The 23,688-nt window shown below is 52.1% G+C and carries 27 protein-coding genes, 1 tRNA gene and 1 other annotated feature; of the genes, 23 read left to right on the forward strand and 5 right to left on the reverse strand.

The genetic code is table 11. The features are described 5' to 3' along the window. The first annotated feature begins 3 nt into the window (after positions 1–3). The 11 genes from ACULM0_RS08995 to ACULM0_RS09045 all read left to right on the forward strand — a co-directional run bounded on the left by ACULM0_RS08995 (position 4) and on the right by ACULM0_RS09045 (position 10,546). Positions 4–1,758 carry a sensor histidine kinase gene (locus ACULM0_RS08995; RefSeq protein WP_463677215.1) on the forward strand — a complete coding sequence of 585 codons (1,755 nt, stop codon included), beginning with the start codon at positions 4–6 and terminating at the stop codon, positions 1,756–1,758. An 80-nt stretch (positions 1,759–1,838) separates the two neighbouring features. Beyond that, on the forward strand, positions 1,839–2,645 hold the full coding sequence (locus ACULM0_RS09000; RefSeq protein WP_463677216.1) for a hypothetical protein: 807 nt from the start codon (positions 1,839–1,841) through the stop codon (positions 2,643–2,645). Positions 2,646–2,677: 32 nt separating this feature from the next. Continuing rightward, positions 2,678–4,138 (forward strand): hypothetical protein, encoded by a 1,461-nt coding sequence (locus tag ACULM0_RS09005; protein ID WP_463677217.1) that lies wholly within the window; start codon positions 2,678–2,680, stop codon positions 4,136–4,138. Between the two features lie 25 nt (positions 4,139–4,163). Then, positions 4,164–4,994 carry a two-component system regulatory protein YycI gene (locus ACULM0_RS09010; RefSeq protein ID WP_463677218.1) on the forward strand — a complete coding sequence of 277 codons (831 nt, stop codon included), beginning with the start codon at positions 4,164–4,166 and terminating at the stop codon, positions 4,992–4,994. Between the two features lie 11 nt (positions 4,995–5,005). Next, positions 5,006–5,800 (forward strand): MBL fold metallo-hydrolase, encoded by a 795-nt coding sequence (locus ACULM0_RS09015; protein WP_463677219.1) that lies wholly within the window; start codon positions 5,006–5,008, stop codon positions 5,798–5,800. Between the two features lie 114 nt (positions 5,801–5,914). Next, positions 5,915–7,375: an IS91 family transposase gene (locus tag ACULM0_RS09020; RefSeq protein WP_463677149.1), complete on the forward strand. Its 1,461-nt coding sequence runs from the start codon at positions 5,915–5,917 to the stop codon at positions 7,373–7,375. A gap of 80 nt (positions 7,376–7,455) precedes the next feature. Next, a complete protein-coding gene (locus ACULM0_RS09025; protein ID WP_463677220.1) occupies positions 7,456–7,866 on the forward strand; it encodes an HNH endonuclease in 411 nt (136 codons plus the stop codon). After that, positions 7,863–8,342, forward strand: coding sequence for a 23S rRNA (pseudouridine(1915)-N(3))-methyltransferase RlmH (gene rlmH / locus ACULM0_RS09030; RefSeq protein ID WP_463677221.1), 480 nt, complete (start codon positions 7,863–7,865; stop codon positions 8,340–8,342). The genes ACULM0_RS09025 and rlmH overlap by 4 nt, the downstream gene beginning before the upstream one ends. A gap of 190 nt (positions 8,343–8,532) precedes the next feature. Next, complete coding sequence (locus ACULM0_RS09035) at positions 8,533–9,150, forward strand: hypothetical protein (RefSeq protein ID WP_463677222.1); 618 nt, start codon at positions 8,533–8,535, stop codon at positions 9,148–9,150. A 90-nt stretch (positions 9,151–9,240) separates the two neighbouring features. Next, positions 9,241–10,173, forward strand: a complete 933-nt coding sequence (locus ACULM0_RS09040; protein ID WP_463677223.1) for an aminoglycoside phosphotransferase family protein — start codon at positions 9,241–9,243, stop codon at positions 10,171–10,173. Positions 10,174–10,192: 19 nt separating this feature from the next. After that, complete coding sequence (locus tag ACULM0_RS09045; RefSeq protein WP_463677224.1) at positions 10,193–10,546, forward strand: tRNA-binding protein; 354 nt, start codon at positions 10,193–10,195, stop codon at positions 10,544–10,546. Positions 10,547–10,617: 71 nt separating this feature from the next. Here the strand turns inward: ACULM0_RS09045 and ACULM0_RS09050 are convergent, their stop codons facing one another. Further along, positions 10,618–10,914 (reverse strand): YciI family protein, encoded by a 297-nt coding sequence (locus ACULM0_RS09050; RefSeq protein WP_463677225.1) that lies wholly within the window; start codon positions 10,912–10,914, stop codon positions 10,618–10,620. A 117-nt stretch (positions 10,915–11,031) separates the two neighbouring features. Between ACULM0_RS09050 and ACULM0_RS09055 the strand changes: the two genes are divergently transcribed. From ACULM0_RS09055 to ACULM0_RS09105, 11 genes are all read left to right on the forward strand, one after another. Further along, positions 11,032–11,673: a hypothetical protein gene (locus ACULM0_RS09055; RefSeq protein ID WP_463677226.1), complete on the forward strand. Its 642-nt coding sequence runs from the start codon at positions 11,032–11,034 to the stop codon at positions 11,671–11,673. Next, on the forward strand, positions 11,657–12,256 hold the full coding sequence (locus ACULM0_RS09060) for a GNAT family N-acetyltransferase (protein ID WP_463677227.1): 600 nt from the start codon (positions 11,657–11,659) through the stop codon (positions 12,254–12,256). Before ACULM0_RS09055 ends, ACULM0_RS09060 begins: the two co-directional genes overlap by 17 nt. Beyond that, complete coding sequence (locus ACULM0_RS09065; RefSeq protein ID WP_463677228.1) at positions 12,216–12,446, forward strand: DUF2164 domain-containing protein; 231 nt, start codon at positions 12,216–12,218, stop codon at positions 12,444–12,446. The genes ACULM0_RS09060 and ACULM0_RS09065 overlap by 41 nt, the downstream gene beginning before the upstream one ends. 32 nt (positions 12,447–12,478) lie before the next feature. Continuing rightward, complete coding sequence (locus ACULM0_RS09070; RefSeq protein WP_463677229.1) at positions 12,479–13,015, forward strand: NUDIX domain-containing protein; 537 nt, start codon at positions 12,479–12,481, stop codon at positions 13,013–13,015. Between the two features lie 23 nt (positions 13,016–13,038). Beyond that, positions 13,039–13,311 carry a hypothetical protein gene (locus tag ACULM0_RS09075; RefSeq protein ID WP_463677230.1) on the forward strand — a complete coding sequence of 91 codons (273 nt, stop codon included), beginning with the start codon at positions 13,039–13,041 and terminating at the stop codon, positions 13,309–13,311. After that, positions 13,268–13,423, forward strand: coding sequence for a VOC family protein (locus ACULM0_RS09080; protein ID WP_463677231.1), 156 nt, complete (start codon positions 13,268–13,270; stop codon positions 13,421–13,423). Before ACULM0_RS09075 ends, ACULM0_RS09080 begins: the two co-directional genes overlap by 44 nt. 30 nt (positions 13,424–13,453) lie before the next feature. Further along, complete coding sequence (locus ACULM0_RS09085) at positions 13,454–14,398, forward strand: hypothetical protein (RefSeq protein WP_463677232.1); 945 nt, start codon at positions 13,454–13,456, stop codon at positions 14,396–14,398. A gap of 87 nt (positions 14,399–14,485) precedes the next feature. Continuing rightward, complete coding sequence (locus ACULM0_RS09090) at positions 14,486–15,130, forward strand: Mpv17/PMP22 family protein (protein WP_463677233.1); 645 nt, start codon at positions 14,486–14,488, stop codon at positions 15,128–15,130. A 94-nt stretch (positions 15,131–15,224) separates the two neighbouring features. Beyond that, positions 15,225–16,070 (forward strand): GNAT family N-acetyltransferase, encoded by an 846-nt coding sequence (locus ACULM0_RS09095; RefSeq protein WP_463677234.1) that lies wholly within the window; start codon positions 15,225–15,227, stop codon positions 16,068–16,070. Then, on the forward strand, positions 16,070–17,071 hold the full coding sequence (locus ACULM0_RS09100) for a serine hydrolase domain-containing protein (RefSeq protein ID WP_463677235.1): 1,002 nt from the start codon (positions 16,070–16,072) through the stop codon (positions 17,069–17,071). The genes ACULM0_RS09095 and ACULM0_RS09100 overlap by 1 nt, the downstream gene beginning before the upstream one ends. 65 nt (positions 17,072–17,136) lie before the next feature. Further along, positions 17,137–17,712 (forward strand): hypothetical protein, encoded by a 576-nt coding sequence (locus tag ACULM0_RS09105; protein WP_463677236.1) that lies wholly within the window; start codon positions 17,137–17,139, stop codon positions 17,710–17,712. 39 nt (positions 17,713–17,751) lie between these two features. On the opposite strand, the gene ACULM0_RS09110 is transcribed toward ACULM0_RS09105, so the two are convergent. Further along, the gene (locus tag ACULM0_RS09110) at positions 17,752–18,561 is read right to left on the reverse strand and encodes an LCP family protein (protein WP_463677237.1); all 810 of its coding nucleotides are present in this window, start codon (positions 18,559–18,561) and stop codon (positions 17,752–17,754) included. A gap of 417 nt (positions 18,562–18,978) precedes the next feature. Beyond that, positions 18,979–19,238, forward strand: a binding site (T-box leader). A gap of 100 nt (positions 19,239–19,338) precedes the next feature. On the opposite strand from ACULM0_RS09110, the gene trpB reads away from it, so the two are divergent. Further along, positions 19,339–20,553 carry a tryptophan synthase subunit beta gene (trpB, locus tag ACULM0_RS09115; protein WP_463679875.1) on the forward strand — a complete coding sequence of 405 codons (1,215 nt, stop codon included), beginning with the start codon at positions 19,339–19,341 and terminating at the stop codon, positions 20,551–20,553. On the opposite strand, the gene ACULM0_RS09120 is transcribed toward trpB, so the two are convergent. From ACULM0_RS09120 to ACULM0_RS09130, 3 genes are all read right to left on the reverse strand, one after another. Then, positions 20,550–22,094, reverse strand: a complete 1,545-nt coding sequence (locus tag ACULM0_RS09120; protein ID WP_463677238.1) for an ABC-F family ATP-binding cassette domain-containing protein — start codon at positions 22,092–22,094, stop codon at positions 20,550–20,552. The genes trpB and ACULM0_RS09120 overlap by 4 nt on opposite strands. A 68-nt stretch (positions 22,095–22,162) precedes the next feature. Beyond that, positions 22,163–22,238 (reverse strand) — tRNA-Ala (locus ACULM0_RS09125). A 68-nt stretch (positions 22,239–22,306) separates the two neighbouring features. Continuing rightward, positions 22,307–23,686 (reverse strand): MATE family efflux transporter, encoded by a 1,380-nt coding sequence (locus ACULM0_RS09130; RefSeq protein WP_463677239.1) that lies wholly within the window; start codon positions 23,684–23,686, stop codon positions 22,307–22,309. Positions 23,687–23,688 lie beyond the last annotated feature (2 nt).

Genomic DNA, 23,688 nt, shown 5'->3' on the forward strand with positions numbered 1-23,688 from the left:
TGCATGTTCAAGAGCATCCGGTGGCGATTTACAATCATATATTTTATTCTGGTGTTCATCGCCATGATCTTGGCGGGCGTTTTCATCATCGAGTCTTTCGAACAGTACCTTCTCGATGATGCCGACGGCCGCCTTGATGATATTCAGGCGATTATCATGCCCCGTTTGGAGGCAATCGACCAGCCCCTGTGGAACGAGACGGCCCTCGATGACATCGTGAGCTCACACCGTGAGCTGGGCCTTCGCGAAGAGCTCTACGTGGTAGATCTCTCAGAGAATCGTATCCTGGCCACGAGTACGCAGAATATCGGCAGAAGGGCGGATACCATTCTTGATTTCGATCTGCTCGTGCGTGGACTCTCGGGAGAGACGGCCATGAAACGCATGAGCCTGGCCGGCGAGTCCTATACAATCCGCACGATGGACAAGATCTACCCTGTAGCGACCGATGGGCCGACCCAGATCGCATTGTACCTCCGTTACAACCTGGAAGATGTATACGCGGCCCTGCAGAAAGCAAGAAATTTCATCGCCCAGGCCACCGTTCTTTCGGCGATGATCACCCTCCTGCTGGGGTATTTCATTTCGAAATCCATCACCGATCCGATCAATGAAGTCACCGAGAAAGCCTCGCTCATGGCCGAGGGGGATTTCAATCAGAAGATCACGGTGGCTTCTAACGATGAGATCGGACAGTTGGGTGAGATGTTCAACTACCTCTCTGCGGAGCTCAAGGATAGCCTCAGCCGGATCAGCCAGGAAAAATCCAAGATGGAGGCCATCCTTCACTACATGGCAGATGGCCTGATCGCTGTGGATGTGCTCGATCGTGTGATCCATTGCAACCCTAGGGCCAAAGAGCTCTTCATGACTTCCAAAGAGGAGGTCGCCTTCGAGAGAATGTGGGCATCCGTTGAGGAGATTGAGCATGATGATCATGTGCACAGCCGCGTGATCCATCTGGACGAACGGTATTTGCAGGTGAACTACGCGCCGTTCAAGAACGAGAACGGTTACCGGGCGGGCACGGTATTTCTGATCAAGGACATCACAGAGCAAGAGCGCCTAGATCGGATGCGCAAGGAGTTTGTGGCCAATGTTTCCCATGAACTGAAAACACCGCTCACGAGCATAAAATCCTATGCGGAGACCCTGATGGACAATACGGTGGACCCTGAAACGACGAATGCTTTTTTGCATATCATCAATTCGGAAACAGACAGGATGGGACGCCTGGTCAAAGATTTGCTCCAGCTGTCTAACTTCGACGCGAGTCGATCGGCTTTCCGTTTTGAGCGGGAGGACCTTTCCGAGCTGGTGAAGAACACACTGTTCAAAGTTAAGGTGACTGCCGAGAAGAAGAACCAGGTCTTTGACTTCTCCTACCGCGAAGAGGAATATCCCGTGGAGATTGATTACGACCGCATGGAACAGGTGCTACTGAACATCTTCACCAACGCCATGAAGTACTCTGGGCCGGAAACGACCATTCGCGTGACTTTGTCGGAAGAGAAGGGTGAGCATGTGCTGGTCATCGCCGATGAAGGATACGGTATACCGGAAGAGGATCTTGTGAGAATCTTCGAGCGCTTTTACCGCGTGGATAAGGCCAGGAGCAGAGAGCTCGGTGGTACGGGTCTTGGACTCTCCATCGCCAAGGAGATTGTCGAGGCCCACGGTGGACAGATTGGCATCGATTCAACCCTTCACGAGGGGACCACTGTGACGATCAAACTAAGAAGTGTAAATAGAGCGTAAATCCCGTGTAATGACCTTGTAACACTAGCGATGTATAATGAGGTATACTAAGTGTGATATACGGGAGAGGAGTGCCTGTGATGAGGCCATTCATTATAATCGCAATGCTGATGACCCTGATGGGCTCTGCAGCATTCGCTGTTCAATCGACGGAGATCGTTGATGATAGCTTTGAAATTATCGAACCTGCCCTGGGCGAGAGCTCGCGGGTGATCGTCAAGGACCAGTTGCTGGTCTCTATTCGATTCCTCGAGGAGAAGGAAGCCCGGTTGAACCTTTACAAGGTGGAAGAGGTATTGCCAGAGTTCGAAGAAGTGACCTTCGACAATGCCACGGGCACTTCAGTCAACGTGTTCGATCTCGTCAACGACGAGACCTGGGTAACTTTTGATGAAAATGCCGAGGGGGAGTTTGAGCTCACCTACACCAATACCGAAGAGCGGACGAAGCGCGAGGAGATCATCCTCCGTTACTTTGAGCTCAGAAGCTTGATGCAGCAGCTTGAAGCAGATCGCAACAGTCTTCGCTCAGAAATCAACCTGTCCGAAGCATCGGGAGATTTGATCGGTTCCCTAGGGGCCTTAGAAGAGAAACTGTTGATCGTCCGATCGGATTTCCACCGATACCGTGGTCAATACCAGGACCTTTTCCGCGTACCCGTCGTCGAAAATGTAGCGGTTCGCAAAGAGGGGATTCTGCCTTACTTCACCATGACCTTTGAACGCATGGCATCCGGGCAGTACGAGTTAGAATTGCGTTCGACAGAGGACAAAAGGCTTTATCGCAAGCGGTTCACTGTAGAGCGATCCGACGGTGCAGCGAATGAAATCACAGATCAAAATACGGATCAACAACTGAAGAGAATTTTCCTCCCCACTGCGGAGTAGGGAGAAAGGAGTAATCGATTTTGGAGGCGTCCATGGAGAGATTGAAATCCTACGCCTTGTATGTGCTCTTTGCGCTCAGCGTGATGCTGTCGGTGGTTTTCCTAACAGACCAGAGCCAGCTGGAGCGCCCGAGAGAGACGGAGATTTCCTTTGTTGCCCATGACCTGAGTATTGCAGATGTATTTCGCCCCCAAGGTTATCACATTAGCTTTGGGGGCAACTTGTATAGCAAGGTCTACGATGAACAGGTCAGACAAGTTCTCTGGGACGAGGCCATGGAAAATTTCATGCTGCTCAACAGCGAAACGACGGTGACGACGGTGGATGTGGAATCCTGGAACGAAGCCCACCGCTCGAAAAGTGTGTACTTTAGTCTGCCATTTCCCTTGGAGGGGGTAGACTTTTTTGACGTGCTCGGGTACGAAGTACCCGAGGCGATGGCCACGGCTAGGTTTGATGAAGTGACGATCGCCGCGGGTGACGGCGGAGGTATTTACTTCGCTTCCCCCGATCGCGATCAGATTTGGTGGATCGATTTACCCGTGAGAGGACGATCGCTCACGCGATTGATCGACGACTTAGCACAAGAGCCATTCATCGAATACCGACGGGTGGAGAGTTATTTCTCCCTCCGGAAGATTTTGGCACAAGAGGGTCCCTTTGTGGAAAACCACTATCTGATTCCCCTCCGTATGGATGCTCCGCTTTACACGATCCGTGTGACGCCCGAAGTTAGCCTTGACGGAGGACAGGTCGATGAAGGTGCTGCACGCGAAATTGCCACAACGGTCTTTGGTTCGCGATTTGACTTTGTCAAAAAACTCAACGATTCAGACGGGTCGATCGTTTACATGTTCGGCTATGCAGAGAAGTCTCTGAAGCTCGATAGTGATGGGACGGTGACCTACAACGAAAAATTCGACCCATCCGCCTATGAGGGACCCGTCTCCTTTCGAAGGGGTCTGTTGATCGCTCTGGACCGGCTCCAGCGCTATGGTGAAATTCCCGACACCCTGACGTTGACGGGTTATGAAGCGGTGGAGAATCCCCGGATGAGCGTCAAGACCTTCTCCTTCCGACACAGGGTTCGCGGGTACGGACTCTACATGCCCGCCATGCACGAGGGCCACACCTACGAGGTGACGCTTCACGGGGATCAGTTGGTCTCTCTGAAAAGACAGACGGTCACTTACGAGAGGAGTATCGATGTATCGGAGATCGTGGAGAGCTATCGGAACATCGACAGAATACTGAACGATAATTTCTATCTGATCAGCAGCAATTTCTTCAACGATCTGGCGCTAGACGTTGAGGAAGAGAATGTCACGCACTATGTCTACCAGCTCATCCAAGAAGTTGAGGACATTGAAGTGGTCTACTACTACGACCGGGAGACCAGCAATCTGCTACCGGCGTGGAAGTTCACCATACTCGATCATACTTATCTATTCGGCATCTACGAGGGTAAACTGCTCAATATTCGCGTACAATAGTGTCTGGAAAGGGGGCCTGAGCCCATTGAACTGGAAAGAAACCAAGACCATCTTCATCCTCACCTTGCTCGTGACCAACGCGATTTTGGCGGGGATTCTTCTCTACAATCGATATGGACAGGCGCCCGAGGAAACGTCCCTCGATGCCCTGCTTTCCATGATGTCGGACCGTCAGATCCGTGTCCGATCCCTCGAAGCCACTTATCCCGAAAGCGTTCGATCGCTATCTGTGTCCTATGAGACCTATCGGATCGAGGACCTGACGGAGGTCTTCTTCGGGCTCTCACGCTTTGAGGATCAAGAGGTGGGTGCGGACCCGAACTATGAACTCAAAGTTGTGAACGACAAAGTTTTGGTATATGCTTATAAGGGACATCTCGTGGCCGATAATTTGTCTGCACCGGAAGAGGCCGCTGGGTTGGCGGATAATTTTCTCAGGAGCCTTGGCTATCTGACCGAGGATGTCATCCGGGAAGAAGCGGAAACGGTGGATCAGGTGATCCGCGTCACCTATAAAGAGCGTTATGGTGAGTTCTTCCTTGAGGACGCCTACATGGTGGTCGATGTGCACAATGGGCGCATCGTGAATTTTGAGAGGATGTGGCTCGATGTGGATGAAGTGGGAGAGAGCGTCCCGCTGATCGATATCAAGCGGGCCCTTTACCAGCTGATGACAGAAATCAATCAGCGCAGACAGGTGCAGGCTGAACGTATCGAGGTCACGGATGTGACCGTCGGTTACCGGTTGGGTGGTTCGAGTCTAATCGAGAATATTAAGTCTGGAGAAGCGCTTCCCTATTATCGGATGCTCACGCATAAAGGCGAAGAATACTTCATCGAAGCGGTAGAACCTTAAGGAGTCGAAACATGTTGAAATTTTGTTCGCTGGCCAGCGGTAGCGGTGGCAACTCCCAATATATTTACACGAACGGAACGGGTTTGTTGCTGGACGCTGGGCTCAGTGGAAAGTACATAGAGACGGCCATGCGACAGGTCGAACTGGACATTCAGAAGGTAGATGGCCTGCTCGTCACGCATGAGCATTCCGACCATATCAAGGGGATCGGTGTCCTCATGAGGCGGTATGGATTTCCCCTCTACGTGACAGAAAAGACGTGGACGGCTATGCGCGAAAAAATCGGAAAGGTCAATACGGATCACGTGATCATGATCTCGCCAGACCGCGACACGCAGATCGGGGAGATCAAGGTATCGCCTTACCGGATTTCACACGATGCGGTGGAACCCGTGGCCTATACTTTTCAGAGCGCGGGGAAAAAACTGGCCATCGCCACGGATCTCGGGACCTTTGATCAAGAGATCGTGGACCGTTTGGCGGACGCTGACTTTTTGATGATCGAGTCCAATCACGATGTCGAGATGCTCAAGGTAGGCCCCTATCCCTATTACCTGAAGAAACGAATCCTAAGTCAGGTGGGGCACTTGTCGAATGAAGCGGCAGGAGAGCTAGCTTATGCAGTTCATCGGATGGGCAAAACCCGCAGCTTTCTACTCGCGCATCTATCGAAGGACAACAATTTCCCCGAACTGGCCCATGAGACGGTCAAGGGGATCCTTGAGGCTGAAGGGCTAGCGGTGGGACAAGACTACACCTTGCACATGAGTTATCGCGATCGGGCCAGCCAAATCTTTACGTTATGACCAGGTCGTGGACCTGGTCTTTGTTTTAGCTTAGGAAATAGCATGCGCAAAGAGATGTGGATGAAATGAGAATAAGTAGTTGGCATCAGTAGAGAGGAAAGATAAACTGATACTATGAAAACAACTGTTGATGCCAAATACAGAATAAAAGATATCTTCAGGGATCACTTTGCAGACTTCTGGAAAGAAAATGCCCATAAGTTTCCAGAGTCGCAACGAGAGCAGATTCAATCTCAAGTGAAGAAGATGATCGAATGTGGAGATCCAAAAGGAGGGTATATCAAATATAAGTGTACCCATTGCGCCGAAGAAAAGATAATTGGATTCACCTGTAAAAGTAGGTTTTGTAATAGTTGTGGAAAGAGATATAGTGATGAATGGAGCGATAGGCAGCAGTCTAAACTGCTAGATGTGATCCATCGCCATTGTGTATTCACCATACCTGAGGAATTCAGAGCGCACTTTTTCTATAACAAGGACTGCTTAAAGGATTTGCAAGTCTTGGCGTGGGAAGTCGTTGAGGAAACCATCAACAGGGTGAATGGAAAAAATCGCGAAGCATATGACAGAAGAAAACGACGTAAGCAAAAAGGTTTACTGTGGCAAACTGGTATGATCAGCGTGGTTCATACCTTTGGTCGTGATTTAAAATACAATCCACATGTACATGCATTGATCCCTGAGATAAAGATGAAAGGCGATGAAATAGGTGAACTGAACTATTTCAACTACACGAGTTTTCGAAAGATCTGGCAATATAAGCTTATCCAATACATGATCAAGAAAAATCCCCATAAAAGTCGAGAGTACAGTGGCTATTTCAAACGATACAAAGACGGATTTTATGTTTATGCAGAGGGGAAAATGAAAAGTGCCAAGAAGAGCGCCCAGTATATTGGGCGCTACTTGGCACGACCAGCCATGGCAGAACACCGCATCATGGGGGTCACTGAGAGAGAAATCAGGTATTGGTATATTGATCATAAGAGCGAAAAACGAGAAGAGGTCACAGAAAGCATCCATACATTCATGGGCAAACTCGTTCAACATATCCCAATGAAAAATCAGAAGTTAGTCAGGCGCTATGGAATCTATTCAGGTAGAACTGCTTTGACGAGGAAAAGGATGTATGGTTTACAGCAATATATCAAAAGTGGCTACCAGCGGACCTATTATACAAGCAAAAGCTGGTGGAATAAAAGAGCATCGAAAATGAGTTATCGCCAAAGACTCATTCAAAACTTTTCAAAAGATCCGATGCGTTGTAAGAAATGTAAGCATGTGATGGAATTATGGGAGATATGGCATCCGAAGTATGGATTGATTTATGATGTAACAGAGAATTGTCTTACTATACCATCGAGGAGTGAAGAGAAATGGATGAACGAGAATACACCATCCCATTCGGAGCAGATGCACCAGTTGAGTATGTTCAGTTTCGATGCAAACGTTGTGGCTATGAAGAAGGAATCGATGCAGATATCGTCTACGAAATGTCTACACCAGAAAACTGCGATGAAAAGGGGAAACCCACTGCACTGTGTGTCAAGTGCAATGGGCTTATGGTACCCATAGACTAAATGAATAGTCTAATCACCGTGTAGGTTTTGATTTATTGCCGCCGAAGGCGGTTTTGTTCTTTGGAGGGAAAGACTGTGAAGAGAACGCGACGTCTCAAGAGATATCTGTACAACCGCGATGAGCGACAGTGCTTTTACTGTGGTAAACCCCTGTCCTTTCAACAAATGACTATTGATCATGTGGTGCCCATCAGCCGCGGGGGTACGGACGATGTGTTCAACCTGGTCCTCTGCTGCAGAGAGTGCAACGATGCCAAGGGGGATCGGCCGACGGAAGGGGCGGAAGACTTGCATGTTCATCTTTTCAAAAGGGCGGTACGCGATGGGAAGATCGAGAGTTCCCCGGACGAGGAAATTGTCGCGTCCGTAGATCACGCATGCCGCGAGGGCGATCACACGCTTTTCGAAAGCAAGAGCCATCGCATGCAAGTGCGCGATGATCGGGTGACCAAGATCACCTATTTGGATAGAAAGGGGTTCGAATGAAGGTTACAGTGGTCAGTGTAGGAAAAATCAAAGAAAAATATTTTCGGGCTGCGATCGCGGAGTACGTTAAGCGTCTCGGTCGATACTGCAAGCTAGAGGAAGTCGTGGTAAACGACGAGAAGGCGCCGGAATCGCTCTCGGAAAACGAGATGATCCAAGTGAAAGAGGCCGAGGGGGAGCGCATCCTTGCAAAGATCAAGGACGACCAGTATGTGGTCGCCCTGGCGATCGAGGGCAAGCAGCTTACCTCGGAAGACCTGGCTTCGAAGCTCGGTGACCTGGCGCTTCGCGGAAGAAGCGATGTGGTCTTCGTTATCGGTGGGTCGCTCGGACTGTCGGAGACCGTGATGAAACGAAGTAATATGGCCCTGTCCTTCTCGAAGATGACCTTTCCCCACCAGTTGATGAAGGTGGTCCTCCTTGAACAAATCTACAGGGCCTTCAGGATCCAAAGGAACGAACCCTATCACAAGTGATCGCAAGCATGAAGGGTCTTTCCATGCACAATACACAAAAAAGCTATCCAAAGGATGGCGGAGAAAATGGGTAGTACAGGGATGTCGTGTCTTCGATAAGAGCGCGAGAAGCAAATCGTCCGAGTCGTCTACCGCCCAGAACTAGGAGAGGGCGAATCGCAAGCAGTGTACATCAGAGGGGGCATACCCGTTGAAGAATCCCATTGAGCAGTACCTCGACTACAACAGAAAGATAGGCGATAGAAAAGAGCTGTACCGAGTGGTGGCCGAAACGTTCGGCGTGGAAAGGGCTCTTTATCCCGGCAGTCATGTTGACATCAGTCCCTCCCTAGTGATTCCCCAGGTGGTCTATATTGATAATTTCAATGGAGCGATCCAATTTTTCAAGCAGTTGCAGGTAATCCAAGATTACATCGATGGTGAGAAAATCTATGACAAGGCATGCGAAATCGTGTTTTTCGGTGAGAACTATGAAGGACAATTCGATATTGAAAAGGTCGATCTGATCATTTCCCAGTACGCAGGATTCGTCGGACAAGCGACGAAAAGATACCTCCGAGAGGGCGGCATCTTGCTCGCCAACGATAGCCACGGGGATGCCACCCTAGCCTATCTGGACGAAGCTTACGAGTTCATAGGGATCGTCGATTCCCATCACCAGATCGTAACCTCTGACCTCGAGCAGTATTTTACCTTCGCGAGGAGCAGAGAGATCGACCTCGATCAAGTGCGACGCAAGATGAAGGGCCCCAAGTATAAGACACAAGCGGGAAATTATCTGTTTCGCTTGAAAAACCAGGTGCTGTAGCGGTCCTTTTTGGAAGCGTAGGACCAGTTGGAGAAGGATCCGCAAAGGGAAACTATGGGTAAGATCAATCGAATAGAGTGGGGGTAGTCGGTGGAAAAATACGTTGACGCGGAATTAAAAGCAGAGATCATCGGTCGCTTCGAGCGGTCATACTTCGATACAGTAGAAGAGGTGCTAGGGCAACTCGTATCGCGATGGGAAATCGAAATGCTCGAGCGGCTAGAATTTACCGATGCGAACCTTGTCCTCAGAGGCCTTTCAAAGATCCTTGGACCTGTGGTCCTTAAGTTCGGGAAAAACCCAGGTGAAATCAGGGTAGAAGCCTTTGCATTGCATCATTTTAGAAGTGATGCCATCGTCTCTCTTTATACGGTTGATCCTCAGGGTCGTGCACTGGTGGAAGAAGCCGTTGAACCTGGCAGCACACTTCGGGAGGAAAAGGATGTAAATCTTCGATTGGCCGTTTTCTGCTCTCTTTTCAAGCGCCTGCACAGGAAAGAACGAAGGACAGTCAAGAGACAGGAGCCGGCTTACAGACCAATAACCTACAAGGATTGGGTTTTCCGGGCGTGTGAAGACATAGCACAACGGGAGTCCTGGTGTGAAGTGGCCGACCACATGAAAAGAGCGAAAAAATATTTTATCGACTTAAGCGGAGTTTATCGGTCAGCTGTGTTGCTACATGGCGATTTCCACTACTATAACATTCTGAAAGGGAAGAATGGTTATGTGGTGATCGACCCCAAAGGCGTGATCGGCGATCCGATTTTTGACATCCCGAGGTATATGTTGAATGAGTTTTGGGATCAGCAAGAAGATCAGTCCCTCGACACAAAGATGGAGAAGGTATTCTCTGTGATCGGCAGGGAACTGGGAATACCGACCGAAGTGCTGAGAAGGTTACTCTACATCGAGGGAGCGCTGGCCATGAGCTGGATGGTCGAAGGAGGACTGGACCCCGATAACCAAGAGGCTGTGCTCAGGAGCTTAGACAAGCTTCTGGGCTACTCGAGAGAAGATTGAGAAGAAGGAGATGATCAGCATGAAGAGCAAACCGGTTAAAGCGAACATTCAGTTTGATGACCTGTCTAAAGTAGATATCCGAGTGGGAACAATCGAGTCCCTGGAGAATGTCAAGGGCTCGAAGAAGCTAGTCAAGCTACAGGTGAACTTCGGGGATTTCAATCGGCAGATCCTCGTGGGTATGCAGGGGGAACGGGAAGATCCGCAGGAGATCGTGGGCAAACAGGCTTTGTTCGTGGTCAACATGGCCCCGAAAAAAATGGCCGGTGAGCTATCGGAAGGCATGTTGTTTGACATCGGATACGAGAATGACCTTACCCCTGTTTTGGCCCAACCGGAAAAGCCGGTCCCCAACGGAGCGTGCGCAGGTTAGCGTGGAGAAGGAGAAAGAGGAGCGATCAACCGGACTTCAGCTGATCGCTCCTCATAGAGGAAAGACGTGGGTTATGCCAGAAACATCGGTGGAATCTGACAGACCTTGACCTCGATCTCTTGCCAGACGTTACCTGTGACATAAGGCTCGACGGATAGCCACTGGTCAAGAGCTTCCCTGCTCGTGAAATCCATCATCAGAACCGAGCCGATCATTTGGCCATCATCATCGAGCAGAGCTGCGGCGAAGAGCAATCGCCCCTCTTCTTTCATATCCTTCGCGAGTTGTAGGTGCTTTTCACGCACGGCCAGTCTTCTTTCCATAGCGCCTGCATCTTTGCCATCGTAACCAGAAACAATAAACTGCATGATCATTCCTCCTTGTATACTATATGTATCAGTATATACCATCAGAACAGTCGATAACGCTAAAAATGTCGGATTGAGTACGACTCGGCCAACGCAATCGAAAGGAGCGTGCGTCATATGTGTGCAGATATTTATTGGATTGGCGGATCTCCTTGCTCGGGAAAGAGCACGATTGCTGAGCGGTTGGTCGAGGGGTTCGGTTGGGACTACTATCGATGCGATGACTTTCTCGATACTTATGTAAAAAGAGGAGTTGCCAAGAACATTCCGATCATGAAAAGATTCTCGGAGATGACATTGGATGAAACGTGGTTGAGAACTGTCGATTCACTTGTGGAGGATGAGTTCGCATTTTATCGCGCGGCCTTTGAAGAGATCCTACTGGATGTATCCAACCGCCAGGGAGAAAAGCCCCTCGTGGTGGAAGGTGCAGCCATACTGCCGGGATGCATCGTCAACCGGGGGATCGATCCAAAACGGTATATCTGCCTCGTCCCCACTGAGACATTCCAACGCGAGAAATATGCAGAGCGCACGTGGGTGGCGGACTACTTGCGTGGATGTTCAGATCCCAAACAGGCTTTTGATCATTGGATGGACCGAGATGCTGAGTTCGCTCGTCGGGTAAGGTCGACGGCCGAAGGGAGGGGTTTGGAAGTGATCCTTGTGGATGGTCAGCAGGACATCGAAGCAAACTACAGAAAAGTCAAACGGCACTTTGGCTTGATGGGAGGATCAGCGAGTGAAAAGGGTCTATGAAACGGAGCGTTTGCTCCTCAAGATCTTGGACGAAAGGCACGCGAACCCTGTGGCGGACTATTTCTCGAGAAACCGCACCTTTTTGGACGAGTGGGAGCGCCCAAGGGAAGATGCGTTCTTCGAGGTGACCTACCAAGAGAAGCAGCTCAGAAGAGAACAAATGGAGATGAAAAGGGGAAAGTTATTCAAACTGTGGCTTTTCAAAAAAGAGGAGGAGGGACAGATCATCGGATCTGTTGCCTTCAGCAACATCCTGAGGGGGCCTTTCCAATCGTGTTTCTTGGGGTATAGGTTAGATAGGACCCAGCTGAACCGTGGGTATATGACGGAGGCGCCGGAGATGGGAATCGAGATCATTTTTCGAGAACTAGGCTTGCACCGGATCGAAGCCAATATCATGCCCCGTAACACACCCTCGATCCATCTGGTCGAGAAGCTGGGTTTTCATCAGGAAGGCCTGGCCCGCGACTACCTGATGATCAACGGAAAATGGGAAGATCATATCCATATGGTGTTGTTGAACGACAAGGATGGAGGATACGATGAAACGAGAGATCGTACTGTCGAAAGAGAAGAAAGCTAAGATGATCGAGGAGATCAAGACCTACTTCAGCACAGAACGTGATGAAGACTTGGGTGACCTGGCCGCCATGCTGATCCTCGATTTTGTCATCGAAAAGCTCGGGCCGGAAATCTACAACCAGGGAGTGTACGACGCCCACCTGTACATGAATGGCGCCGTGGAAGACCTGCTCGGCATTCAGAAGTATTGACAAAGAACACACGTGTATTGCGAGGTAAGCAGATGAGGGTAATTAAGAAATTTTCGGATCCAACGCTAGAAGGAACAAAGCCCCAGGAGATATTCAGACGAACCACGGCACGGGGGATTCTGGTCGATGGCGACGAGATCCTGTTGATTTACACGAAATACTACGACGATTATAGTTTCCCCGGCGGTGGTGTAGACGATGAAGAAGCCTTGGAGGAAGGTCTGCGACGAGAACTCGCGGAGGAGACCGGTGCCCAGAATGTGCAGGTGATCGGCCCCTTCGGTAAGGTAGAAGAACTTCGGTCAATCCATTACCCGGAGTACGAGGCTATGCACCAGACCTCCTTTTTCTTCCGGTGCACCTGCGATCGAGAGTTGGGTGAGGCAAAACCCGAGGCCTACGAGGTGGAGAACGGATCGGTGCCCGTATGGGTGAAGATCCAGGAGGCCATCGCTCACAACCGTCGCCTGATCGAGGAAAATCCCAAACACATCGGACTCTCTATCCACAGGGAGACCTGGGTGCTCGAGCAAATTTTCCAAGAGCAGCGGAAGAAGAACGCCGGTTAGTCAGCGAGAAAAGGAGAGGACGTATGAGCATACAGCATCTGCGCATGGCCTATCACACCTCGGACCTGGATCAGCTCATCTCCTTTTACACGGCACTGATGGATCTTGACGTGATCGGTTCTTTTGAGGACCATGAGGGTTACAGCGACGTTTTTTTGGGTCGCGAGGGTCAGACGTGGCATCTGGAGTTCGCTACCGCTTCAGATGTGGAAGAAAGAGACGAGATATTAAGTGCGATGATGGTCTTCTATCATGACGCGCCCGCAGACTATAGAGGAGCGCGTGAAGCGATTTGAAGCGGCGGGCGTTCCCCGCCTTCCATCTGAGAACCCCTACTGGGAGCGTTGGGGCAGGACCTACTTAGATCCCGACGGACATCGAATCGTGCTATGCAAACGAAAATGGTAAATGGCTAAGGAAAAAGTGAGGAGAATTTTCATGTTTCGCAAAATAGGAATCGGTTTCATCGTTGTAATGGTCCTTCTGGCCGCGATGGCGTGCACCCCGGAAGCCGTTGAGGAACCGGGTCCAGAACAGGAGGCGGGGGAAGAACCGATCGAGTGGACAAGCTATGAGAACGAGCGATTCGCCTTCTCGATTTCATACCCGGATCGGTGGACGGGCGTGGAAGCGCAAAATGGAGACGGGATCACTTTGAAATCGGAAGAAGGCGAACAAGAGGTTCGAGCCTTCGGTAATGAGCTGTCCATGGAAGCCTCGCGCACCTTCACGCTATCCGATCGTCCCGGACTCACAGAAGGGACACGGACCCTGTCCAATGGACTCGAGGGCCGCACGCTCTCTGGAGAAGCAGAGGGGCGTTACTACCACGAGGTACTGGTTGTTCAGGACCAACGGGCCGTACACCTGGTCTTCGAACTGTCGCAAGCCTTCTATGAGGAAAATCCTGAGATCGTAGAGCATATGTCGGAAAGCCTCCTCGTCGAGAAACGTGAGACGGATGAGGCAGGGCCCTTGACCCGTGAATTGGCTCTGGAAATCCAGTCGTCTCTCTACACCCTGCTCTTCGATCCCACAGTACGAGAAGGATCCTATGAGGTCGTCGGTTACGAGGACAGGGAAGCGCTCCTGCAAGCGGCTCTCGACTATGCAGAAGAGCCTTTGGTCAGAGAGTACCTGAACACGTATTACCGGGAAGAGGAGGGGAAGCTCGTCGTCGTTCCGACAGAAGGACCGGCACGCCTATCGGCGTCCGACCCGATCGAGTTGGAAACCATTGACGAGACGACAACCCGCGTTATACAGGAGGCAGAGAACGCTCTTTGGGGACCCTACCGCCTTGAGATCCTGTACAGTCGTACGGAGGGAACATGGCGCATAGCGGATCAGAGTATGGAGCTCCTCGATGACGGCAACAATTAAAAAAAATCAATAAGTGTTCAAAAACCTTAGCAATTTTCTTCGCTATTCTGTACAATGGTGATAAGAGAACAGAAGGAGTGAAGTGAATTGAAAAAGGGAGATTTGATCTGGGGGGCGGCCTTCGTCGCCTTTGTACTCTTTGTCGTGATGCCGGGCACACATGCGCTATTCGTGACCTTTACCACAAACCATCCGTTGCTGGGGGGATTCATCAAGTTCGCGATCCTGGCGTCCATGGGAGAACTGATGGCCATTCGAATAGCAACTGGTGATTACCGCAAGCCACCTGCCCTGTTGTTTCGCTCGTTGATCTGGGGATTTTTGGGCATCGTGATCACGCTGATCTTTAACATCTTTGCGACGGGGGTCATGAACTCCCTCGACAAGGGCATGCTACCGGGAGCCGGTACGGCGATTGCCTTCGCCTTTTTCACGAGTGCGATCATGAACCTGACCTTTGCCCCGACATTCATGGCCTTCCACCGTTTCACCGACACCTACCTCGATATGCGCTTCGGTGAGATGAGGAGCGGACTCACTGTCGATCAAGTACTCGAACGCATCGACTGGAAGGGGTTCGTGACCTTCGTGGTCATGAAGACGATCCCATTTTTCTGGATTCCAGCCCACACGATCACTTTCTTATTGCCTCCTGCCTACCGTGTGTTGGTAGCGGCCTTCTTGTCCATCGCGCTGGGTGCCATCTTATCCTTCGCGAAGAAAATGAAATAGGAGAAAATCCCCGGGCGACCGGGGATTTTTTAAGGTGTACTTTGCAGGAAATCACCAGCAGAGAGTCGAAAGTTACCGGGAAAGGAGTATGCCGATGACCATAGAGAAGCATTTGGACTTAACGAGTTTGCAGATCGAGGCGATCCAAGGCCTTGTGGAAACCTGCAATGAGAAAGACCAGCATGAGATCCCTGCCCCCACCTTTGAGACCTACGGAGTGTCGCAGGATTTTCCACGTCACTATTTGGCCTTTGAAGAAGAGGAGCTGATTGGCTACCTGCAGCTCTTCCTCCCCTCCCTTGAGGAAGCGGAAGCCATCGCCTGGGTGAGACCTGACAAGCGGGAGCAGGGCATCTTCCGCTATCTGGTGGAAGACGCTTCGAAAGACCTTGTGGCGGGCGGGTGGAAGGAACTCCTCTTCGTGACCAACGGGCGGTCCAAGGTGGGCGGCAGGGTCCTGCGTGCCATCGGTGCGGGGTACAGCCACTCGGAGCGCGTGATGGTCGCCGAGCTGGGTCTCTCGATCGAGCCACCGACAGGGACCCTGCACCTGTGCACGAAAGCGAATCGCAACTTGTACTTAAGGCTCGATGGAGAGATCTTTGACACGAGCGGCGTTGAGGCAGCGGCATTCTTTGAAAGCCTGGTGTCCGATGAAAAGAGACGTTTTTACCTTTACGAAGTGGACCAAGTATACGTCGGTATGGCCGGCTTCCATAAGACGGGGGATCGGGGCATGATCTTCGGTCTGGGGATTCACCCCGATCGACGGGGAGAGGGCCTCGGACGCGACCTTCTCAGAGGTATTTTGTGGGAGATCGGTCGAGAGAAGAAACCCGCGCTAGAGGTTGACGAGGAAAATACCGTGGCGATCAACCTGTACGAAAGCGCTGGTTTTGTCACGGAAAAGATGTTGGATTACTATAGGAAGGATTTGTAATGATGATGGATGCTATTCGCAAGCTCCTAGTAGAAGACCAAGCGTTCTCTGGATTGGTCGCACTCGATAGCCCCGAGAACAGTTTCAAGATCGCGGCGGGTTACGCCAGTCGCGTTCATGGGGTGAAGAATACCGCGCAGACACGTTTTGCCACGGCTTCCGTCACGAAAGGATTCACAGCGGCGGCGATACTAAGGTACCGCGATCAGGGGAAACTGGATTTGAACGATCCGATCGGGGGCTATCTCGAATTGGCGGGGAGCCAGATCGATCCGTCGATTACACTTTTGCAGCTGTTGGATCATACCTCGGGGATAGCGGATTATTTTGACGAGGACCTAGAGGGAGACTATGAAGCCCTGTGGCGGGACCACCCCACTTACCGGATGCAGCAGACAGAGGACTTCTTTCCGCTCTTCTCAGGTCGTCCGCCGGTTTCCCGGCCAGGGGAAGAATTCTCCTACTGCAACGCCGGCTTCATCCTCTTGGGGATGGTGCTCGAGCGGCTCAGTGGCGTGCGCTATCGTGATGTGATACGCAGGGAAGTGTTCGAACCACTGGGTATGGACGGGACGGATATGGATTCCCTCGATCACCTCGCACCGAAGTCCGCCACGCACTACTTACCCGACGGACGGTCGCATATCTACGCGGTGCCGATCGTCGGTGGACCGGACGGTGGGACTTATACCACGGCGGAGGATCTCAAGCGATTTTGGGAGGGCCTTCTGACGCCGGGTTATCTGGACGAAAACACACGAGCCCTTCTACTGATGCACGATGTACCCGTCAGCGGCCCCTTTTGCTATGGAGTGGGTTTCTGGAGGAAAATCGTTGAAGGGAATCTGTATAAGATCTACCTGCGCGGAGAAGATCCTGGCGTGAGCGTGATGAGCGGGTACTACCCAGAATCCGGGACGATCCTATCGGTATTCTCGAACAACGGATCCCCGACAGCGCAGAAGACGATGGCCATCGAGGTGGCAGTGGACATCCGTTAAACCGTGCAAAGCCTCTCGGATTGTGGTATGCTAGATATCATAGAAAATTTTTTGGAGGCAACAACGTGAAAAACAATCGAGATCTCTATCTACTGCTGACGCACTCCGGATCAGTCCTGAGCCGTATGATCAAGGGACTATCGGGAGCGCCCTATTCACATATCTCCATTGGGATCGATCCTACCTTTCAACGGTTTTATACCTTTGGACGCAAGCAACCGTTCAATCCGTTCTGGGCGGGCTTCGTGGAAGAAGATCTCAGGGATGGCATCTACGCTCATTTTGAGAAAGCATCCTTCGCCCTGTACCGGCTACCCGTGGAAGCCACGGTGTACAACCGCTTTCAGCGGGAACTCAAGCTCTTTTCCATCGGGAAAAACCGTTACCGGTACAATCTGATGGGCATCGTGACAGCCCGAATGGGTTATGAGCTCAATCGAAGCGAAGCCTTCTTCTGTTCTCAGTTTGTGGCCACGTTACTTGCGCTGAGCGGTGTGCAGGGCATTGAAAAACCGGCGGGGTTGATTCATCCTGTTGATTTTCTCTCGCTCCCCGGGCTTGAAAAAATTGCCGAGGGACAGATGATGGACTTTAGAAGCGAACGGTGGGACTGTCGTCCCCGTGCAAAAGTATACAGATAAAAAACGAGCCATCTCCCGTCTCAGGGGAAATGGCTCGTTTTAATACTGGGACATAAGGGTTTGCGTCGCCTCGGCATCGTGGAAGTAGTAACTCAAGCCATCGGGGCCGGAGCCCACGCTCTTTTCGGGGAGCTTGTCGAATCGGACCTGCTCCTCGTCGAGGGTCAAGAGCAGGGGTGTCAAGGGGAGAAGATCCACCATAGTGAGGTCTGTCTCCAGGGTCCCGAGTGCCTTGCTGATCAGCGTGGGGCTGGGGTTCTCTAGTACCTGGGCCAAGGCGCTTTTTAAGAAAGTCTGCTGGCGATCGATACGTCCGAGATCGCCGATGTTCCGCGTACCGTCTTTGTTCTTCCGGAAGCGTAGGTAGCCGAGGGTTTCTTCGCCCGTGAGAACGCGTGGACCGGGTTCAAAATGAATGGAGAGGGGTGGGGAGGCACGGCGGTCATCATAGTGCATGGCATAGGGAACCTCTACGGGGACACCGCCGAGGGCATCGATCAGCGGGGGAATATGCTCATACCGCACACCGATGCTGGCATCGATTTCCAGACCGATGAGTTTTTCTACCGCTTTCTCGAGGCCTTCAGCGCCACCACCTTCTTTGAATCCATAGACAGCGTTGAGCTTCTTTTGTCCTAGACCATTCTTTCCCTCGACGGGATGATAGGTATCCCTGGGGATCGAGAGCACGGATAAACTGGATTCTCCCGGATCAACCGAAACCACGAGAATCGTATCCGTACGCGTGCCCTCGAGCCCGTAAATAAGAAAACGCGACGGTCCTTGCATCTTAACAAGCATAAAACCTAGGGCGACAATGATGACGCCGGCGATCAACCATTTTTTCAATTCATTCACACTCTTTCTTTTTTCGATTCAGGCTAAGCATACCACAGGAAATGCGGTTGTACATCTCAAACGAGTTGCCATCTCGTTACGAAATGATGACAAGAGTCACCCTGCACATGTGTTGGAAAACAGGATTGTACAACGGCCGGCGTGCAGTGGAAGAGGGCTTAATATCTATGCAGGAAATCCGTTTACCAAAGGGGTGTATCGGCCTTTAATTGCAGGGGGATCACGTGTTTAAAGACAAGGGTGATTTTTAAGGTGATCGCCGGGGGACCGACCCGAAGCCTTCCGGTGGCGACCATAAGAAAATGACTGTGACAAGGAAGAGCAAGGCCCTGCCTAGTGGCACCTTTGGTCAAAATAGTACTTGACAGCATTGAAAGCCCCCTGCTACAATAGGTGACAATCCAATCGAACAAAGCGTTGAGCGAGAAAAGTAGGATCCATTCGTTTTTTCAAAGAGAGCCGGTGCAGGTGGGAACCCGGTAGAAAACGAGGATGTGAATGGCCTCGCGAGCGGCAGCCGAAAGCAGTGGTGAGTAGGTGGACCCGGGATTCTCCCGTTACAGAGATAGGATATCGATGCACCATGTGCGTCCTGTGTATCCGAAAAGAGTGGATTTCCCTGCAGGGAATCAACAAGAGGTGGCACCGCGAATAGGATCGTCCTCTATCTATGACAACCGTCATGGATAGGGGGCGTTTTTTGTTGTCCGGCCTGATCATCCGGCGATAGCAACGACAAGTACAGAAGAAACCAGGAGGTTGATGATGATGAAAAAAGGATATTTCGGACAATTCGGCGGTAGTTTTGTACCAAGCAACCTGCAGCGTGCACTCGACGAAGTGGAAGTGGCTTTCGAAGAAGCCATGAAGGACCCCGCCTTTAACGAGGAACTACTGGAGTTGAGAAAACAGTACATCGGCCGTGAGAATCCACTGACCTACGCCAGGCGGCTCAGTGAAGAGGCGGGCGGAGCCAAGATTTACCTCAAACGCGAGGATCTCAATCACACGGGTGCCCATAAGATCAACAATGCGATCGGACAAGCGCTACTGGCCAGGCGGATGGGAAAAAAGCGGGTGGTAGCTGAAACGGGCGCCGGACAGCATGGTGTGGCCACGGCCACGGCATGTGCCCTCTTTGGTATCGAGTGTAGGGTCTACATGGGCGCGGTAGATGTCGAGCGACAGGCGCTGAATGTTTTTAGGATGCAAGCCCTGGGTGCCGAGGTCTTCGCAGTAGAGGAGGGGGCCCGGACGCTTAAGGAGGCGGTGGACGCGGCCCTCGCCGACTACGCCCAAAACGCTGAGACCACCTTTTACCTATTGGGTTCTGCCGTCGGTCCCCACCCCTATCCCACGATCGTGCGTACCTTTCAGCAGGTGATCGGTGAAGAGGCCAGACGACAGATTGTCGAAGCAGAGGGCCGACTGCCCGATGCCCTCGTGGCCTGTGTCGGCGGTGGGAGCAATGCCATCGGTCTCTTCCACCCCTTTGTCGACGATACCGCCGTCCAGATGATCGGCGTAGAACCCGGGGGCATCGGTGATGCCGTGGGAGAACACGCGGTGACCCTTGGCAAGGGTAGCCCGGGGATAATCCACGGATTCAAGTGCTACACCCTTCAAGATGTAGAAGGGAACCCGAGCCCCGTTCATTCCGTGGCCGCTGGATTGGATTACCCGGGTGTCGGACCCGAGCACAGCCATTATCATGCAACGGGTCGAGCGGAATACGTGGCGATCAACGACCGCGAGGCTCTGGAGGCCTTCTTGACCCTATCGAAACTGGAGGGAATTATCCCGGCGCTCGAAAGTGCCCATGCGGTGGCACAGGCCATCAAGACGGCGGGCACCATGACCAAAGACCAGATTATCATCGTGAACCTATCGGGCAGGGGAGATAAGGATGTCCAGACGGTCCGGGCTCTCGTCGAGGAAGGCGCAAAAAAAGAACCCTCCCAGGGGAAGGTTCAAGCATCTTAGCCGATATTCTCTAGATCCCAGACCTCGTCGACGAGGTCGCTGTAGAAGTCGGGTTCGTGGCTGATCATCAAGAGGGTGCCGCTGTACTCCGAAAGGGCGCGAGCCAGCTCCGCCTTGGCATCGAAGTCCAGGTGATTGGTCGGCTCATCGAGCAGGAGCACGTTGGTCTCACGGTTCATGAGCTGACAGAAGCGAACCTTTGCCTGTTCGCCACCGCTTAGAACCCGCACCTGGTTCTCGATGTGCATAGTGGTCAATCCGCATTTGGCCAGCGCGGCCCGCGCCTCAAACTGGGACATGTAGGGGTGGGCCTCCCACATCTCTTCCAGGGAGGTACGGCCGTGATCGACTTTAAGCTCCTGTTCGAAATAGCCGATGGCCAGTTCGTAACCCTTGTCCACCGAGCCGTCGAAGGGCTTGATCTCGCCGATCAAACTCTTCATGAGGGTGGTCTTACCGATGCCGTTGGCACCCGTGATCGCCACACGCATGCCACGCTCGAACCGTAGGTTCAAGGGTTTTGATAGCGGGTCGTCGTAGCCGATGACCAGGTCCTTTGTTTCGAAGATCAATTTGCCCGATGTTCTGGACTCAGCGAAGCGGAAGGTGGGTTTTGGTTTTTCCCGGGTCATCTCAATCCGCTCCATTTTGTCTAGCTTCTTCTGCCGGCTCATGGCCATGTTTCGCGTGGCGACGCGCGCCTTGTTCCTGGCCACGAAATCCTCTAGTTCGGCGATCTCCTGCTGCTGGCGCTTGTAGGCCGCCTCCTGCTGTGATCGTTTCATCTCGTAAACAGCCGTGAAATCATCGTAAGTACCCACGTAACGCTCTAGGCGACGGTCTGCTACGTGATAGATCAAGTTGATCACGCTGTTCAGGAAGGGAAGATCGTGGGAAATGAGGATAAAGGCGTTCTCGTAGTCCTGGAGGTATCGTCGGAGCCAGTTGACGTGCACCTCATCCAGGTGGTTGGTGGGCTCATCGAGCAACAGGATATCCGGTTTTTCCAGTAAGAGCTTAGCGAGCAGTACCTTGGCGCGTTGGCCACCGGATAGTTCGCTGGCAGGGGTGTCGAAGCCCAGGGCGTCGAGGCCCAGACCGCGACCGACTTCTTCGACCTTGGCGTCGATGATGTAAAAATCGTTGTGGTCCAGCAGATCTTGCAGGGTTCCGGTTTCCTCCATGAGACGCTCGAGCTCATCCCCATCGGCAGTACCCATTTCCTCGAAATAGGTCTGCATTTCGCTTTCGATTTCATAGAGGTAGGCGAAGGCGCCCCTCAGGACGTCGCGGATGGTCGCATCGGGATCGATGGAGGTCATCTGATCGAGGTAGCCGATGCGGATGCGCTTAGCCCATTCGACGGTACCGGCATCCGGTTCAATCTTACCGGTGATGATGTTCATGAAGGTGGATTTTCCCTCGCCATTGGCGCCGAGGAGGCCGATGTGCTCCCCTTTGAGCAAGCGGAAGGAGACGTCTTCGAAGATCGCCCGGGCACCAAAACCGTGGGTCAAATGATTAACGGTCAGTAGACTCATAGTCAAGTTCCTCTCTTTTCTAGCATAACAAAAGGATTCCGAGTGAGACTCGGAATCCTTTTTCTAAGTGGTGGAGCTAGGGGGATTCGAACCCCCGGCCTCTTGAATGCCATTCAAGCGCGCTCCCAACTGCGCCATAGCCCCGTGCAAAGACTATTCTACTGGTTCTATGGCGAAAAATCAATGTTTTTTTGTCTGCACAAGATAGATTTTCAGGCTTGCTCTTCCGTTTCTACCTCTTTCTCGTCAAAATGGCGTAGGCGATAGAGCGTGTAGGCCACAGTGATCACGGCCGCACTCCAGTTGGCCAGCACGATTCCCCACCAGATACCTGTTACACCGAGGCCGAAAACGGTGCCCAGGAGATAAAAGAGCGCTGCGGCACCGATGAACTGACGGTACAAGCCGATGCCAATAGCCCACCAGGGTTTCTTCATCCCCTGGAGCAGGGAGATGGAAATATTGAGCAGGATGTAGGTGTTAAAGGCGAGGAACTCGATGCGGAGGTAGTTGGTGCCTATCCGCACGACACCAGGGTCGCTATTGAAGAGGCGGACCAGATAGGGTGCAAGGGGATAGACAGCCACCATGGCCAGGGTCATGATGGTCAGACCATAGCGTAGGCTCTTCTTATAAAGAAGGTAGAGTCTGTCCAGATTCCCAGCGCCGGCGTTTTGACCAGCGATGGATAAGGTGGCGACATTGAGCCCGAGAGCAGGGAGCAGGGCCAGTTGCTCAACCCGCACGGCCACACCGTAGGCGGCGACGGCCTGGTCACCCGCGTGTCTTAAGATGAAATAGTTGATCATGTAAACACCCAGGGCCACGGTCATCATGTTGAGGCCTGCGGGGACCCCCTGTTCGAGCAGCTCGAATTGTTTTGTGAAGGAGAGGACCTTGAGCTGGATTTCTTTGGGATCAAACCACTCTCTGACGATCACCTCGCGTCCGAGATAGATCGTACCGAGCATTTGGATGACCAGCGTGGCGAGGGCCACGCCTGCGGTCTCCAGACGGGGAAGTCCCCACCACCCGTAGATGAAGAGGGGGTCTAGGATCAGATTGAGAAAGAAGCCTGCCACGAGAAAATTTCGATAGGGTTTCGTGTTCCCTTGGCTCGAGAGCACGGCATTGAGCAGGGCGTTCAATATGAAGAAAATCGATCCCAGGTAGAGGGTGTTCACATAAGAAATTCCATAGGCCCTCGCTTCGCCCGTCGCACCGAGCACATCGAAGAGAAAGGGGCTGATCAGATAGCCCGTGAAGGTCAAGAGCAGGGCGGAGAGGATCCCCAGGAAGAAGGCGTTGGTCACCACGATACCGAAGCCCTTGCGGTCCTTCTTGCCCAGATGACGGGAGGCCAGGGCATTGGCACCGGTTCCTAGGCCGGAAGAAAAAGCGATGATCAGGAAGAAAATACTGAAGGACATACTCATCCCGGCGAGAGCCTCGGTGTTAAGACGTCCCGCGTAAAAAGTATCCACCACGTTGAACATGGTGTTGAAGAACATACCGACGCTGGCAGGTATAGCCAGATGTTTAAGATGGCCCGGGATGGAGCCGGTTGTGAGATCCCGTTCTTTTTGAGCCAAGC

Source organism: Halotolerantifilum yawarlongkerapense (genome assembly GCF_054506745.1).

Bases quoted from the DNA above. Each gene is read 5' to 3' on its own strand.
- ACULM0_RS09070 (WP_463677229.1), top strand. From the start codon at position 12,479: ATGAGGGTAATTAAGAAATTTTCGGATCCAACGCTAGAAGGAACAAAG.
- ACULM0_RS09015 (WP_463677219.1), top strand. From the start codon at position 5,006: ATGTTGAAATTTTGTTCGCTGGCCAGCGGTAGCGGTGGCAACTCCCAA.
- ACULM0_RS09095 (WP_463677234.1), top strand. From the start codon at position 15,225: ATGACCATAGAGAAGCATTTGGACTTAACGAGTTTGCAGATCGAGGCG.
- ACULM0_RS09085 (WP_463677232.1), top strand. From the start codon at position 13,454: ATGTTTCGCAAAATAGGAATCGGTTTCATCGTTGTAATGGTCCTTCTG.
- ACULM0_RS09075 (WP_463677230.1), top strand. From the start codon at position 13,039: ATGAGCATACAGCATCTGCGCATGGCCTATCACACCTCGGACCTGGAT.
- ACULM0_RS09000 (WP_463677216.1), top strand. From the start codon at position 1,839: ATGAGGCCATTCATTATAATCGCAATGCTGATGACCCTGATGGGCTCT.
- ACULM0_RS09055 (WP_463677226.1), top strand. From the start codon at position 11,032: ATGTGTGCAGATATTTATTGGATTGGCGGATCTCCTTGCTCGGGAAAG.
- ACULM0_RS09080 (WP_463677231.1), top strand. From the start codon at position 13,268: ATGACGCGCCCGCAGACTATAGAGGAGCGCGTGAAGCGATTTGAAGCG.
- ACULM0_RS09045 (WP_463677224.1), top strand. From the start codon at position 10,193: ATGAAGAGCAAACCGGTTAAAGCGAACATTCAGTTTGATGACCTGTCT.
- ACULM0_RS09020 (WP_463677149.1), top strand. From the start codon at position 5,915: ATGAAAACAACTGTTGATGCCAAATACAGAATAAAAGATATCTTCAGG.
- ACULM0_RS09100 (WP_463677235.1), top strand. From the start codon at position 16,070: ATGATGATGGATGCTATTCGCAAGCTCCTAGTAGAAGACCAAGCGTTC.
- trpB (WP_463679875.1), top strand. From the start codon at position 19,339: ATGAAAAAAGGATATTTCGGACAATTCGGCGGTAGTTTTGTACCAAGC.
- ACULM0_RS09050 (WP_463677225.1), bottom strand. From the start codon at position 10,914: ATGCAGTTTATTGTTTCTGGTTACGATGGCAAAGATGCAGGCGCTATG.
- ACULM0_RS09005 (WP_463677217.1), top strand. From the start codon at position 2,678: ATGGAGAGATTGAAATCCTACGCCTTGTATGTGCTCTTTGCGCTCAGC.
- ACULM0_RS09065 (WP_463677228.1), top strand. From the start codon at position 12,216: ATGAAACGAGAGATCGTACTGTCGAAAGAGAAGAAAGCTAAGATGATC.
- rlmH (WP_463677221.1), top strand. From the start codon at position 7,863: ATGAAGGTTACAGTGGTCAGTGTAGGAAAAATCAAAGAAAAATATTTT.
- ACULM0_RS09120 (WP_463677238.1), bottom strand. From the start codon at position 22,094: ATGAGTCTACTGACCGTTAATCATTTGACCCACGGTTTTGGTGCCCGG.
- ACULM0_RS08995 (WP_463677215.1), top strand. From the start codon at position 4: ATGTTCAAGAGCATCCGGTGGCGATTTACAATCATATATTTTATTCTG.